Raw genomic sequence first — 15,687 nt, forward strand, 5'->3', positions numbered from 1 at the left:
TTTTTTTAACTTTGAAATAAATATTATGTCAAAAGATCTAGATGATTTTCTAAGATCTATTGATCTTGTACATCAGTCAGGCGATCTAGTTTTTTCTGGAAATAATCACCTTGTAAATAGCGCGCTTCAATGTTCCATGCATTTGCAAACAAAGTCATATCATTTAAACCCTGAGCTAAAATTTCTATAGGTTTAATTTGATGAAAGTTTTCTATCTTGTGTTGAAGAGAAGGAAGGTCTTTATCTGAAGCCAACATTTTGCATAAAGTAGGATGTAGGCTTAAATAATCCAGATTAGTCTGACTTAAAATAGAGTCGCTATACATTGAGATGCCAAAGTCACGTACAGAAATTTCCACTTCATTTTGCTTTAATTTAGCAAATTGCTGTTGAGCCAAAGGTAGGTTCTGACTAATGGATTCCTCAGAGAACTGTAATATTAATGGCGCTTTAGCGCGGCCACCGACAATGGTAAGAAGCTTGCCCATCAAATCAGGTAATTGTTTGTCATTTAAAAGAATATGACGATTTAAATTAATAATCAGCTTTGCAGTTGGATATTGTGTTAAAAAATTGTGTAATTGTTTGCAGGCTTCGACTAATATCCAGCGATCAACTTTAATAGAAAGTTCTGGATCATCACGTAAATCCGCAAGGTGATTAATATCTTGCCAACTATTGTCATAAATGAAGCCGCTCGTTACTTCATAAGTATATAAGTTACTGTCTTGTTTATCATAAATTTGTTGGTATTTTAGGTGAATATCACCTGTTTCAAGTTTTTGTTGAAGCGTTTGAAGTATCGAATGTTGAACTTTGGGAATATTTTCGGTACTGATGTCTATTTGTTTAAGAACAGCGACCTGGCCTAAATCACGTTGAGACAAACTTTGTTCCATATTAGGTAAAGGCTGATGAAATGCTTGCTCTAAAATATCATCAAAGTTTTTATCATCTGCGATACTAGGTTGATTTAATACAGAAAAACCTAAATGTAAATGTAGTGGTAAAGTTGATTTATCAACACTTAACAACTGAGGTTTTTCTAATGATTTGAGGCTGATTAATTGAGACTTAAGAACTTGGTCAGATTCTGCTTGAAATAAAGCCACGTAGAGTACGGGATTAATTCTGAAAACAGAAACGTTGACTTGTTCTTTAATAAAGCCATAAATATTGGAAAAATAAGTTTTAATCGTTTCTAGATTATGTTTAAAGACATCATCAGGACAGCTTGAAAGCGTCACTATAACAAGTGCATTGACCTCTGCGGGTTGTTTAGTTAACTGACGATTGATAGCATTTAAGGTATTGATATTGGATGACAGCTTTTCAGTTTGACTCGCTTGCGATGCTATTGCGTTATTGGGTTGGATTGAACTAGCTGTACTGTCTTCATACTCGATAGTCAATTGAACGGCATCATCTTCATCACAAGGTAAAAATTCAATTTTAAGCGGGTTTGCAATCGTAATTGCAGAATTTCTACAAACAATATCAAAGCTGGCTTGGTCAAATATTCCTTGTGAAACACGTTTAAATTTTTGTTTAAATTGATTAGGATCTGTCGGCTGTAAAATATCAAGAATAGGAAGACCGACTAGCTCATTTTCATTTTTTAACCCAAAAAGTGCCAAGTATTCAGCATTCGCTTTGATGTGAATACCTTCTTGTAGTGTCGCAACCGCCTTGTTGCTTTCTTTTACAATAGATTGAACGTGAGACTGTGCAGTCTCTAATTCTTCAATTAAGCGTTGTTCATTTTGTTGCAAACGGCTGTAGGATAATGCTCTAACAATTGCAATATATAAATGCTCTGGTGCTTTGAGATCAATAATTTCATAGACACCTTTATGTATATAACTCAGATAATCATTAGCGCTATATTGATCAGGAGTCAGCAATAAAACAGGTAAATTGGGCTGCGTTGATACTTGAATGAGGGACAATACCTGTTCAATTTTTAAGTCATAAGCTCGCCCAAAAATGACTATATCCCAGCCGATATTTAATTGCTTTTCAAAGCTATTTAAATCATCTAGCAGTGTTGCCTGAACTTGATGATTTTTGGAGTTAAATAGCTCAATAATTTGATTATAACGAAGCTGGTTATCATCAATAATGAGTAAACGTGTTTTGCTTAATTTTAACTTTTTAGAAAGTAACGAGTTTCTCACTTTAACGCTTCCCATAAATCCTGATTATCTGAATCTTTGGCCTGTTTAAACATCAATTTTTTCAGGCTATTTTGCTGTTGATCATCCAAGAGTTCATAGTCAAATTGCACAAAGCTTTGGGTGACCAGTTGCGCTTTGAGCAAATACACTTTGAACTCTTCTTTTTCTAACCTTAAATGAACCCCTTGCTGCTCTCTGAAAATTTGTGAACCCGGTAAAATTAGTGTTGTTTTAACCTGATCCAAATTTTGGCTTTGCATGAGTAAAGCAGGGTAATAATTATGACGATGACGGTCAGCTTGTACACGAACGGCGCAAGGAAAAATATCTTGCGCTAATATTTCTAAACCAATTTCCAGGCTTTTTTCAGCCGATTGTTTAATCCAGCGAATTACTCCACCACGCCATTGGCTATGTGTATCTTCTTTAACCAGTATAAATTCACCCGTTCTTAAATTTTTAGGGGCTTCTTCAGTCCATTTAATTCGATAACCATTGACACTAATATCTAACACTTCGGTTTGATAAATAAGTTTGACCTCACGATTTAAACGCTGGTTATTGGGAACATCGCTTGATGACTCTTGTTGGGTTAAGCCAGATGATGTTTTTGAGCTATTTTGGAAACCATAATGACTCTCAAGCTGAAGCGTTTCATTAAAATTTTTAGCTTTAGATAAGTAAAAATGGGCAGTTAGCAGACCAAAACAAATTTGTAATTGTGCTGAATATTCATATCGTTCATGTTGACGTTCAGCCACTGTTCCTAAAATGTTCTGCACATGAAATTTTAGCGCAGGACTCAAATAAATTTTCTCTGTTTGAGACAGATAATCCGCATTACGATGCAAAGTAGCGGTAATGTGTTCAAGTAAATCTTGGATGACGACATAAATAGAGGGGCTAAACCCTGAGTTTTGATGTTTATTATAAACAGGCGGATGATCTTTTTGAGTATCAATCACATATTTGGATAGTGTCGTTTCTTTTGGGAAAATCTGGATCTTCTTAGCCCAATCATAACTACATTGATATAAAGCCTGAATCTCAGCCTGACGAATCTGATTGGTATTTAGAATATCCAGTAAAATCAGTTGGGCATAGGCTTGGGTAATATTATTGAGCTGATTTTGAGTGCCTTGCAATTGATTGATATTGGCCAGATGCACATGAGATTTCATTGCGACTTCATATAAATGATGAGCAATTAACCATTGCCCAGTCATTGGCTCACTGTAGAGCATGTGCTCCTGATATAGTAATTCTGTGAGCTGTTTTAAACCATAAAATATGGCAAGTGTTCGTGCCGTTTGTAGATTTTTCTTTTTATGCAATGCAAAAACAGAAAATTTATTTTGTTCGAGTTGCTCGGTACTACGTCTTACAATATCAATATAAATGCCCGCAAAGTGTTTGCGTAATAAAATGGCGAGTTCAATAATATGTTCGTTCCGATCGGTGTTGATCAGTCCTTGATTAAAAAAATGTTTTTCAAAGCTTGCCAAAACATTTTCAAGCACAGGATGCATGGTTTGTAATAGATCAAAACGTAAAGTTTCAGAGCAATTTAATTCTGAAAGCTCAATCAGCGCAGAAAATAAAGCCCGTGAAGTATCCCCAAGTTGCATAATGGATAATGATGAAACCCAGTCTGAAACAGCTTTAACATTAGCTTCACTAAAGCTTAATTCATCTCGACTTAAAGCAGTAGATGTTTCAAAAATATCCGTAAAAGTTTGATTCATCATAGTTTATTATTCAACTCAAAATGTTGAAACCCCAAATAGCGGTGTTTTATTCTTTTCGCCCGCGATTTCCCTAACCAGCTTAGGAACCAGATAACCTGGCAAATTCGCTAAGACTTCCTGATAGATACAATCAATCTCTGATGATACAACATCAAAATGTTGAGCACCCTTTACTTTATCTAAAACATGTAAGTAATAGGGCATAACCCGAGCTTCAAACAAACGATGACTAAGATGAATCAAGGTTTGTGCGTTATCGTTCACACCCTTAAGTAAAACTGCTTGATTTAACACAGTTATTTGCCCAAATGATAACGCTGCCAGCTTGCTACAGGTGTAGTCATCTAGCTCTGAAGCATGATTCGAGTGTACCACCACTATAATGCGTAGCCTACTGTTTTTTAATAGGGAAATCAGCTCTTCATCGACACGGTTGGGAATAACAATCGGAACACGTGAATGAATTCGCAAAATTTTTATTTGAGGAAGTGATTCAATTCTTTCTAGCCAGAGTTGTAATTTACGATTGGACAACGTTAATGGATCACCGCCACTTAAAATCACCTCATTAATCGAAGGATGATCTTGGATATAAGTTTGAATATTTAACCAATCTTCATTTTTGGGCAAATTTTCCTGGTAAGGGAAATGTCGGCGGAAACAGTAACGGCAATGTACTGCACAAGCACCCGTTAAAGTCAGCAAAAATCTGGAGCTATATTTATGTAAAACACCTGGAAGTTGATTGGCTTCTTCTTCGCCTAATGGATCGGTAACAAATTCAGGATGTTCTTCGAGCTCTAAATGATGTGGCAAAATTTGCAGAAGCAGGGGATCATAAGGATCAGACTTTTGCATTTTTTCAACAAAAGCACGAGGTACACGCAATTTAAAATCGTTTGATGCAAGAATAGCGCCAGATAACAACTGTTCTTTAGACAGTTGTAATACATTTAACAGCTCTAATGGATCAATGATTAGATCATTGAGTTGTTTTTGCCAGTTTTGCTCTTGATACAAATAGTTTATCATGCGACACGGAAAAAATAATGCTAGTCTAGCATTAATACATTTAAGTTAGTAAGTTTGGAGTGTGCCAGTCATGGCCAGTTATTCTACAAATGAATTCAAGCAAGGCCTTAAAGTCATGCTTGACGGTAACCCATGTTCAATCATGGAAAACGAATATGTTAAACCTGGTAAAGGTCAGGCATTCAACCGTGTAAAACTTCGTAACCTTAAAACAGGTAAAGTTTTAGAAAAAACATTTAAGTCAGGTGATTCATTAGAAGCTGCGGATATCGTAGAAGTAGAAATGGACTACTTATACAATGATGGCGAGCTTTGGAACTTTATGGATCCTGTAAGTTTCGAGCAAATTGCAGCTGATAAAGTTGCGATGGGTGACGCGGCGAAATGGTTAAAAGATGACTCAAATGAGAAATGCACCATTATGCTATTTAATGGCGTACCATTAAATGTAAATGCACCAAACTTTGTGGTATTAAAAATCGTGGAAACTGATCCAGGTGTTCGCGGTGATACTTCTGGTGGTGGCGGTAAACCTGCAAAACTTGAAACAGGTGCTGTGGTTCGCGTACCGTTATTTGTTCAGCAAGAAGAAAGCGTTCGTGTTGATACTCGCACAGGCGAATATTTAGAGCGTGCATAATGGTTTAAAAATAGACTATTATGCAGGGGATGATCAAAATCATCCCTTTTTTTATGCCAAAGTATTAGATGAAAATAAAAAGATGAGGAGTACAGTCACAAGGAAATTCTCTATATCAAGATGGATCTGAATTTTAGGGCGGTTAATCATAAAGAATGAGGTCATGAATGGATACAATTCAAAGGAAATCTACACTCCCCTCAAAAATACTCTGGAGTCTAGTCGCGATTATTGGTGCCATTTCTTTCGGGATACTGGCAGTCAGTCGTGGTGAACATGTTAATGCAGTCTGGATGGTGCTTGCTGCAATCTGTGTGTATAGCATTGCTTATCGGTTTTATAGTCTATTTATTGCTACTCGTGTTTTTGAACTTAATTCAAGACGCTTAACACCCGCACATCGGTTGGCGGATGGTCTGGACTATGTACCGACCAATAAATACGTTTTATTTGGACATCACTTTGCTGCAATCGCGGGTGCAGGGCCTTTAGTCGGTCCAATCTTGGCAGCGCAAATGGGTTATTTGCCAGGAACCATCTGGTTATTGGTGGGTGTGGTTTTGGCGGGTGCCGTTCAGGACTTTTTAGTTTTATTTATTTCGACTCGACGTGATGGAAAATCACTGGGTGAAATGGCAAAACTAGAGCTTGGCTCATTTGCAGGTGTTGTGGTCATGCTTGGTGCGCTAGGGGTGATGATCATTATCTTAGCGGTATTGGCATTGGTGGTGGTTAAAGCACTGGCACACAGTCCTTGGGGTGTATTTAGTATTGCTGCAACCATTCCGATCGCACTATTGATGGGCGTATATATGCGTTATATACGTCCGGGAAAAATCGCGGAAGTTTCAATCATTGGCTTTGTGCTGATGATGTTGGCCATTGTTTATGGTGGGCATATCGCGGCTGATCCTTATTGGGGGCCATTTTTCACTTTAACTGGAACGCAATTGACATGGTGTTTGATCGTTTATGGTTTTATTGCTTCTGTTTTACCTGTTTGGTTGTTACTTGCTCCGCGTGACTACTTATCTACATTCTTAAAAATAGGCGTTATTGCAGGTCTTGCCATTGGTATTATCGTGGCCTTACCTGAACTTAAAATGCCAGCAGTCACGCATTTTATTGATGGTACAGGACCAGTTTTTGCGGGTAGTTTATTCCCGTTCCTGTTTATTACGATTGCCTGTGGTGCTATTTCTGGTTTTCATGCCTTGGTATCGAGTGGTACTACACCTAAACTCATTGAAAATGAAAAAGATATTCGTGTGATCGGTTATGGTGGCATGCTCATGGAATCATTTGTTGCCATTATGGCCATGATCTGTGCGACTGTGCTTGATCCAGGTGTTTATTTTGCAATTAATGCGCCAGCCGCAGTATTGGGTACAACCGTTGAAAGTGCCGCAGAAGCGGTGCGTAATATCGGTTTTGTAGTCACACCAGAAATGTTGACTTTATTGGCTCAGGAAGTTGGTGAAACCACGATTTTATCGCGTACAGGTGGTGCGCCAACGTTTGCGATTGGTATGGCGCATATCATCTCTGAGATTTTCAATAATCGTTCAATGATGGCTTTCTGGTATCATTTTGCGATTTTATTTGAAGCCTTATTTATTTTAACTGCGGTCGATGCGGGTACACGAGCTTGCCGTTTCATGGTGCAAGATACAGTCGGGATCGTTATTCCTGCGATTAAAAAGTCAGGCTCATTTGTCGGAAATGTGATTGGTACCGCCGTTGCAGTTGGCGGTTGGGGCTTCTTTGTCTATCAGGGTGTGGTCGATCCGTTAGGTGGGATTAACTCATTGTGGCCTTTATTTGGTATTGGTAACCAGATGTTGGCAGCCATGGCACTGATTTTGGGTACAGTCATTTTATTTAAAATGAAAAAAGAAAAATATGTTTGGGTGACAATTGTCCCAACGATTTTCTTACTCGTGACGTGTATGACTGCGGGCTGGCAAAAGATTTTCCATGAAAATCCAAAAATTGGCTTTCTTGCTCAAGCAAACCGTTTTTCAGATGCAATGGGTCGTGGTGAAATGTTAGCGCCTGCAAAAACTATGGCAGAGATGCAAACGGTGGTGTTATCTAACCAGATTAATGCCGTTCTTTGTGCGTTCTTTATGATTGTGGCAGTGGTGATGGTGATTGCATCGATTGGCGTGATTCGTCGTGCTTTAGCGAGTCGTGAACCGACCACACATGAAGCGCCCGCCGTGTATGCCGATCCTGAAACGGTAGCACCTGCTTCAACGCGAGGTGAATGATCATGAATCTAAAAGTTGCTCAAAATGGTCGTGCGGTGATTGTTAAAATCATCAAAATGACTATTATGTCGCAAAAGGATCTATTACTTTCTCCAAAGAATTGGTCACGTATTGCGACATTATTTAAACGTTTACAGCAAAGTTTTCGTTTAATGGTGGGTGTCCCAGATTATGAGACTTACCTTGAGCATATGCGTAAACATCATCCAGATCTGGAACCGATGGATGCCAAGACATTTTATCGTCACTGCGTGGATTCACGTTATCCATCCAGTGGCAATCTAAAAAAATGTCCTTGTTGATATCTGTTTCATTTGTTTAGAAAAAAACAAAAAGGGTGTATGTTGATTCATACACCTTTTTTTAATTAGGAAAGCTTGTGATGTGGGGCATGGAAAAACTCAAAAAAACTGAACTCCAACAGGAAAATTCAGAAATTGACCAGAAAATTGCGCAATATAGCCCCAAGATTGAGCAATTCTTAGCTGAAATTAATCAACTCATTTTAGACAAATCTCAACAAACTCAACTTGCACTAACTTGTTTGTTGGCTGGCGGGCATGTTTTATTTGAAGATTTACCCGGTTTGGGTAAAACGACACTGGCGAGTGCATTAGCGCGATTGGCTGGACTGTATTTTGGGCGGATTCAATTTACCAATGATATGCTTGCCAGTGATGTGATTGGTATCAATATGTTTAATCAAAAAGAACATATTTTTGAGTTTAAACAGGGACCGATTTTTACCCAGATTCTTTTAGCAGATGAAATCAATCGCTGTAGTCCCAAAACTCAAAGTGCCTTACTTGAAGCCATGGAAGAAGGTTCAGTGACCGTAGATAGCATACGCTATGATCTACCGAAGCCGTTTTGGGTGGTTGCTACGCAAAATCCGTTGTTTCAGAGTGGAACATACGCCTTGCCTGAGTCTCAGTTGGATCGTTTTTTGATGCGTCTTTCACTTGGTTTTCCGTCCCGAAACGCTGAAAAATTACTATTACAACAAGCCTCAAGGCAAGATTTAGTTGCTCGGATTCAGCCTATCTTCAGTGCAGACGAAATTCTTGAGCTTCAAGAGCTGGTAAAACAAGTTTATCTCAGTGATGTGGTTTTGGAGTACGTACTGGATTTGGCAGAACAAACCCGCAAGCATCGACATGGTTTGTCTACACGTGGTGTTCTGGCTTTAAAGTTGGCAGCTCAGGCTTATGCCTTGATTGAGAAAAGAAGTTATGTCACTTCAGACGATATACAAGCTGTTTTTGTGGCAGTCACAGCGCATCGTATCAATATGACTGAGCATGAAGCGCGTCAATGTCTGGATGCCGTGGATATCTTATAAGTGAGAGAATCAAACATGCCATCTGGGTTTCAGAAATGGTTTGCCAAACGTTTTCGTATAGATCATTTTAAAAGCCTAAAGCAACGCGATATTTTGGTTTTTATCTATCAACAAGGATGGTTGTATCTGACTTTGATTGTGATTACGTTCATTGCAGGAATTAACTATGCAAACAATCTTATTCTTGGTTTTTGTTTTTTAATTAGTTCCGTGCTATGCATTAGTTTTTATCTCACTTTTAAACAACTTCATCAATTACAGATTGAACTGATTTATCCAGAGGTAGGACAGTTGGGTCATTCCTTGATCCTAAAATTACACTTTAAGCAAACACGTGCATCGGCTCGCTTTATTCAAATACGGGTAGAGGATCAAGTGCATACCGTTCTTATTGATCAAATAAGTCAGGAAGCGGAACTTGTATTTTCACCTGAGCAACGAGGTCAATTTAAATTTCCTGTGATTCAGATATATTCAACTTATCCATTTGGTTTGGTTCGGGCATGGACATATCTTTATTTAGAGCAAGAGATCTGGATCGCACCACAAAGTTTGAATCTTGAGCTTGAATATAAACAACAACATCAGCTCAATCAGCATGATCTGGAAGAATTCCGTGAGCTTCGTAACTTTAGAGAAGGAGATTCTTTTCAGGCGGTGTCGTGGAAACAAGTTGCGCGGGGGCAAGGCTTATTTGTCAAAATGTTTGAAGATGAATCGGATCAGCATCAGTTTGAAATTGATTATGCTCATATTCCATGTCAGGAACATGAACAGAAACTGAGTTGGATGATGGCATTGGTTGAGCTTTGTGAACAGAGGCAGATTTTCTATAGTTTACATTTACCAATTCAACAGCTTGAATATGGTGCAGGTGAAAAGCAAGTGATTGAGGCACGCAAGTTATTGGCACAAGCTTGACCTGTTTTGCGAGTCTATTTGACTGGCTGAGTTGTTATATAGCGAAAAAGAAATTTTGCACAAAAAAGATGCACTTCAATCTATCTTGTCTTGTTAAGCAGAATCGAAAAAGTATTTTAGTTGCAACAATAGGTTGTTTATTCGATGATCAATCTGACAAAGTGTAGATGCATCGATAAAAATCAGATTGATGAAGTCAAATATATTTTAATACTAAATTAATTAAGTGTTTGATAGATAAAACAAAATACTTTGACTGCTAAAAATATATCAATTTCAGAATAGTCCTATATCAATTTATTTATATCACTAGTGTGAACCTATTTTGGCATAGCCCTTGCTAATCTATAACTGAGTATAAGCGGTTAGTGCGTTCAGTCGCATGGGACATTGCTCTACAGCGCAAGCTGTTCCTCTTAGGGGGACGGGGTTTTTATTGATCATAATAAAAGCCTTGAGAGTGTGTCATAAATAAATTGATCAGCACACTTAATGCCTCCTTTGAATGAATAGCAAAAGCTTTCACCTATTCATCAGAGGTTTATTATGAAAATTTATAACTGTTTAGGCAAAACGCGTCTGGCTGTGGTTGCCGCATCATTACTTTTTACTTCTTTGGCTCAAGCCAATGATAAATTGATTTTACAAACGACGTGGTATGCGCAGGCAGAGCAAGGTGGCTATTATCAAGCATTAGCAGAAGGGATTTATAAAAAACATGGTTTAGATGTCACCATCAAAGTCGGTGGCCCTCAAATCAATAACATGACCCTGCTCTTGGCTAAACGCGCCGATGTCATTATCAATTATGATTTACAAGTCTTAAAGGGAATCGAAAGTGGTTTCCCAATCAAAGCCATTGCTGCGCCATTCCAGTTTGATCCACAAGGGGTGATTACGCATAGTGATGTAAAATCACTGGCTGATCTAAAAGGTAAAACCGTTTTGGTTTCGACCAGCGGACAAGCAAGCTGGTGGCCGTGGTTACGTGGCAAGTATAAATTAGACAATTCTCAGGCACGTCCTTATACCTTTAATATGCAGCCGTTCTTGGCAGGTAAAAATGTTGTACAACAAGCCTATGCAACTTCAGAAGTCTTTCAAGCAAAAAAAGCAGAACCATCCAGTAAATTCTTTTTATTCGCGAATGATGGCTATCCAGCCTATGGCGGAATCTTAGTGACCCGTAACGATCTTTTACAGAGCAAACCAGACGTGATGCGCCGTTTTGTAGAAGCTTCTATGGAAGGTTGGAAAAGTTATCTGAAAAATCCTGCTGCGGGAAATGCCATTATTAAAAAAGAAAATCCAAATATGGATGATCCACTTTTAGCCTTTGCTGTTGGTCAAATGAAGAAGCTTGGTCTGATTGATGGTGGTGATGCCAAAACGATGGGCATTGGTGTTATGACCGATGCGCGTTGGAAGAAAACGCGTGATTTTATGGTGCAGGCTAAATTATTGGATGCCAAAGTGGATTGGAAAGCGGCTTATACCACTCAGTTTGTTAAACCCACTGCCAAGAAAAATTAAGCCGACCAATTAGGTTGTAAAAATGCCAAAGGGGGAACCTAATATGAATTCAGCAGTTTCGGTCAGTATTGCGACAGAACCTAGTGCAAACCTGAGTAGCCCTATGTTGATGGTGCGTGGCGTAGAAAAAGTGTATCCAAATGGAACACATGCTTTGCAGCGCTTTGATCTGGATATCCAGCGCGGTGAAATTGTGTCACTACTTGGGCCATCGGGTTGCGGTAAAAGTACCTTACTCAAAATGTTTGCCGATCTTGAGCAGCCATCTGCGGGACAGGTGCGCTGGAACGGGAAAGCTGATATGCAATCTCAGTGCAAAATGGCAATGGTGTTCCAAGAAGCAACTTTAATGCCGTGGGCAAATATTCAGGATAATGTGCGTTTGCCACTGGATTTACGACATGTGTCTAAAAATATCAGCAATCAAAAAGTAACCGCTGCTTTAACTTCTGTTGGTCTGGGTAAATTCGGTGAATCTTATCCGAAAGAACTGTCTGGTGGTATGCAGATGCGCGCATCACTGGCTCGTGCATTGGTCACTGAACCTGATTTATTGCTGATGGATGAACCTTTTGGTGCTTTGGATGAGTTTACTCGCCATCGTTTGGACAGTGATATTCGGACTTTGTGGTCTGAGCGTGATTTAACCATTGTTTTTGTCACACACAGTATTTATGAAGCTGTTTTTTTATCGTCACGTGTCATTGTGATGGGTGCGCGTCCTGGTCGAGTAGTGGCTGATATCCGAATTGAAGGCCCTGATCATCGCGATGAACATTTTAGAAACTCAGATATTTTCATGAAGCAATGTGCGCATTTATCTGAAGTATTAGAGCAAGCCAGTGGAGGGGAACATCATGGTTAAACCGTTAATGAGTCATCCTAAATTTCGCCGTATCGCTGCACCATTGGCTTTGGGCGTTATTTTATTATTGATCTGGCAAATTAGCTTGCAACAGCTCAATGTCCCTGTTTATTTGATTCCAAAACCTTCCGATATTGGTCATGCTTTGGTGTCTCAGTCAGGCTTACTTTTTGGAAGTCTGTGGGTAACTTTAAAAGTGACACTACTGGCTTTTATTTGCGCCGTTGTGATTGGAACTTTGATTGCTTTCTTATTTGTACAAAGTCGTGTGATTGAAGCCTGTTTTATGCCTTATGCCATTTTATTTCAGGTCACACCGATTGTTGCAATTGCGCCTTTAGTGATTATCTGGATTCAAAACACGACTTTGGCTTTAGTGGTGTGTGCCATGTTGGTTGCTATTTTCCCAATTTTAACCAATACCACCTTAGGTTTACGCAGTGTCAATGCAGGTTTGTTGAATCTATTTCGTATCAATAAAGCCAGTCGCTGGCAGGAGTTAATGCGTTTACGTGTACCAAATGCGTTGCCATATTTCTTTGGTGGTTTACGGATTTCCAGTGGTTTGGCTTTAATTGGAGCGGTGGTATCCGAGTTTGTTGCTGGAACAGGTGGAACCAGTGCAGGATTGGCGTATCAGATTTTACAGGCAGGATTTCAGCTTGATCTACCGTTAATGTTTGCAGCACTGTTCTTGATTACTTGCACAGGATTGGTTTTATTTGTTGCAATGTCCATGTTAAGTCAAATGTTTCTAAACAAATGGCATGAGAGTGAGCAGACCTGATGAATTATCTAATTAAAAATGCACACGCAATTTTAACAGGTCTGGCTGGTGAAGCAGCGCGTATTCAGGCAGACAGTATACGTATTGGAAATGGCGTTACTACCGAGATTGGCTCATCACTCAGCTTACAGGCCAATGAAACGGTAATCGATGCACGAGATTGCGTGATTTATCCTGCTTGGGTAAATACCCATCATCATTTGTTTCAGTCACTTTTGAAAGGTGAGCCGCAAGGCCTGAATCAAAGTTTGACACCGTGGTTGGCTTCTACACCCTATCGGTTTCGTGGGGCTTTTGATGAAGAAAGCTTTCGATTGGCAGCGCGTATTGGTTTGATTGAACTGCTGCGATCAGGCTGTGGGACTGTCGCAGATCATCATTATTTATATTGGCCAAATATGCCTTTTGATGGCGCGGAAATTTTATTCGATGAAGCCGATCGACTCGGTTTACGTTTTATCCTGTGTCGTGGTGGCGGGACGTTAACCCGCGGGTTGGAAGCAGAACTTCCGCAGGCATTACGTCCAGAAAAATTTGAAAATGTGATTGCTGATATTGAACGTTTAGTCAGTAAATATCATGACAGTCGCCCGCAAGCTTTTAAAAGAATTGTCATGGCGCCAACAACGGCATTACATTCGACTACACCAGAACAATTACGTGAAACGGCACAAGTTGCAAGACGTTTAGGCATTCGCTTACATAGTCATTTGTCTGAAACGGTGGACTATCTGGATGCGGCGCGGGCCAAATTTGGCATGACGCCTGTTCAATTTTGTGCTGAGCATGATTGGGTCGGTGAAGATGTTTGGTTTGCACACTTGGTTAAACTTTTACCAGAAGAAATTCAGCTTTTAGGGCAAACTAAAACAGGGATTGCGCATTGTCCACAAAGTAATGCGCGTCTCGGCAGTGGAATTGCAGATCTGGTAACTCTAGAAAAAGCGGGAATGAATATCTCAATTGGGGTGGACGGTGCTGCCTCCAATGAAGCCGCAGATATGCTGTCAGAAACTCATGCAACATGGATGTTACAGCGCGCCCGTAAAGGTATGTTTGCCCAACCAAAATATGATGGTGGGACGTTTGAAGGCGGGGCTGATGCGGCGACCGTCGAGGATGTCATTCGTTGGGGGACGCAAGGTGGGGCACAGGTTTTGGGTCTATCTGATATTGGTACGCTTGAAGTCGGTCAGCAGGCTGACTTGGTGGTGTATCAACTGGATGATCCACGCTATATGGGGTTGCACGATATGGCAATTGGGCCTGTCGCCAGTGGTGGTCAGGCGCAAATTAAACACATGCTGATTGGCGGTAAGACAGTGATAGAAAACAATCACATTCCAAATCTGGATATGCGTGAATTAGCCGCACAGGCTCGTGAAGCTGTCAAAAAACTTCAGCAGCGCGCTGAAAAAATGGCATTAGCTTCATAAATCTGTATTAAAAAACAACAGCTCTCAATGGAGAGCTTTCTTTTTGCTATTGAAATGTAGTTGATACTTGTGTCGTGATATATACCCGCGCTAGTCTAAGCTATAGAGCAATAAATACAGGTAAATCCTTATGATACTTAATACTCATATCGTCGAATCAGATCATGCAACCAGTAACACACCAGTGGTTTTATTACATGGTTTATTTGGTAGTTTGTCGAATTTGGGTGTTATTGCTCGAGCCTTGAATACCAATCACAAAATCATTCAAATTGATTTGCGTAATCATGGTTTATCACCGCACAGTGATGAAATGAATTATGAAATTATGGCACAGGATGTGATCGATACTTTAGATGAGCTTGGTATTCAACAATTCAGCTTAATTGGTCATTCAATGGGCGGAAAAACCTCCATGAAAATCACAGGATTATATCCTGATCGTGTCGATAAATTGATTGTATTAGATGTGAGTCCCGTGGCTTATCAGGGGCATCGTCATCGAGATATTCTGGATGCCATTAATGCTGTTCGTGCAGAACCGCATGAGTTGAGTCGTAAGCAAGCGACAGAGATTATGAAACCATACATTCCACAAGATGGCGTGATTATGTTTCTACTCAAATCTTTTAATCAGGGACATTGGTTATTCAATGTCGATGCGCTTGAAAAGCAATATCCAAATTTGACTGGCTGGAATGATATTGAGCCGTGGAATAAGCCGTGTTTATTTATTCAGGGCGCGAAGTCTGAATATATTCAAACAGAATATGAAAAAAATATTCGCGAACAATTTCCACTGGCTGAAATTAAAACCATTGAGGGGGTAGGACATTGGTTACATGCAGAAAAACCTGAACAAGTGGTCAAACTTATTCAGGATTTTTTACATGAACAAGGCGAGTCACGCGCTTATTGATGCAGCATAAATCA

General features: G+C 39.6%; 13 protein-coding genes. 10 read left to right on the forward strand and 3 right to left on the reverse strand.

The window, feature by feature from the left end; translation table 11 throughout:
* Window positions 1–56: 56 nt before the first annotated feature.
* The 3 genes from I6L31_RS00950 to epmB are packed head-to-tail and all read right to left on the reverse strand — an operon-like array spanning window position 57 to window position 4,957.
* Window positions 57–2,192 (reverse strand): EAL domain-containing protein, encoded by a 2,136-nt coding sequence (locus I6L31_RS00950; protein ID WP_035272045.1) that lies wholly within the window; start codon window positions 2,190–2,192, stop codon window positions 57–59.
* On the reverse strand, window positions 2,174–3,925 hold the full coding sequence (locus I6L31_RS00955) for a hypothetical protein (protein ID WP_005003855.1): 1,752 nt from the start codon (window positions 3,923–3,925) through the stop codon (window positions 2,174–2,176). The genes I6L31_RS00950 and I6L31_RS00955 overlap by 19 nt, the downstream gene beginning before the upstream one ends.
* 15 nt (window positions 3,926–3,940) lie before the next feature.
* Window positions 3,941–4,957 (reverse strand): EF-P beta-lysylation protein EpmB, encoded by a 1,017-nt coding sequence (gene epmB, locus I6L31_RS00960; RefSeq protein WP_005003856.1) that lies wholly within the window; start codon window positions 4,955–4,957, stop codon window positions 3,941–3,943.
* A 70-nt stretch (window positions 4,958–5,027) separates the two neighbouring features.
* Between epmB and efp the strand changes: the two genes are divergently transcribed.
* The 10 genes from efp (at window position 5,028) to I6L31_RS01010 (ending at window position 15,673) form a co-directional block, all read left to right on the forward strand.
* On the forward strand, window positions 5,028–5,597 hold the full coding sequence (gene efp / locus I6L31_RS00965; protein WP_004989617.1) for an elongation factor P: 570 nt from the start codon (window positions 5,028–5,030) through the stop codon (window positions 5,595–5,597).
* A 167-nt stretch (window positions 5,598–5,764) separates the two neighbouring features.
* Entirely contained in the window at window positions 5,765–7,870 is a 2,106-nt protein-coding gene (locus I6L31_RS00970; RefSeq protein WP_005003858.1) for a carbon starvation CstA family protein, read from the forward strand.
* A complete protein-coding gene (locus tag I6L31_RS00975; protein WP_171064989.1) occupies window positions 7,870–8,172 on the forward strand; it encodes a YbdD/YjiX family protein in 303 nt (100 codons plus the stop codon). The genes I6L31_RS00970 and I6L31_RS00975 overlap by 1 nt, the downstream gene beginning before the upstream one ends.
* 80 nt (window positions 8,173–8,252) lie before the next feature.
* The gene (locus I6L31_RS00980; protein ID WP_005003863.1) at window positions 8,253–9,212 is read left to right on the forward strand and encodes an AAA family ATPase; all 960 of its coding nucleotides are present in this window, start codon (window positions 8,253–8,255) and stop codon (window positions 9,210–9,212) included.
* A gap of 15 nt (window positions 9,213–9,227) precedes the next feature.
* A complete protein-coding gene (locus I6L31_RS00985; RefSeq protein WP_005003864.1) occupies window positions 9,228–10,133 on the forward strand; it encodes a DUF58 domain-containing protein in 906 nt (301 codons plus the stop codon).
* A 546-nt stretch (window positions 10,134–10,679) separates the two neighbouring features.
* On the forward strand, window positions 10,680–11,666 hold the full coding sequence (locus I6L31_RS00990) for an ABC transporter substrate-binding protein (RefSeq protein WP_004989605.1): 987 nt from the start codon (window positions 10,680–10,682) through the stop codon (window positions 11,664–11,666).
* A 43-nt stretch (window positions 11,667–11,709) separates the two neighbouring features.
* A complete protein-coding gene (locus I6L31_RS00995) occupies window positions 11,710–12,531 on the forward strand; it encodes an ABC transporter ATP-binding protein (RefSeq protein ID WP_010588771.1) in 822 nt (273 codons plus the stop codon).
* Window positions 12,524–13,318, forward strand: coding sequence for an ABC transporter permease (locus tag I6L31_RS01000; RefSeq protein ID WP_004989603.1), 795 nt, complete (start codon window positions 12,524–12,526; stop codon window positions 13,316–13,318). The genes I6L31_RS00995 and I6L31_RS01000 overlap by 8 nt, the downstream gene beginning before the upstream one ends.
* On the forward strand, window positions 13,318–14,754 hold the full coding sequence (locus tag I6L31_RS01005) for an amidohydrolase family protein (protein ID WP_004989602.1): 1,437 nt from the start codon (window positions 13,318–13,320) through the stop codon (window positions 14,752–14,754). The genes I6L31_RS01000 and I6L31_RS01005 overlap by 1 nt, the downstream gene beginning before the upstream one ends.
* 130 nt (window positions 14,755–14,884) lie before the next feature.
* A complete protein-coding gene (locus tag I6L31_RS01010) occupies window positions 14,885–15,673 on the forward strand; it encodes an alpha/beta fold hydrolase (RefSeq protein WP_004989601.1) in 789 nt (262 codons plus the stop codon).
* The last annotated feature ends 14 nt before the right edge of the window (window positions 15,674–15,687 follow it).

Origin of the sequence: Acinetobacter septicus (genome assembly GCF_019355975.1) — a bacterium.
In the GTDB taxonomy this organism is placed as follows: domain Bacteria; phylum Pseudomonadota; class Gammaproteobacteria; order Pseudomonadales; family Moraxellaceae; genus Acinetobacter; species Acinetobacter ursingii.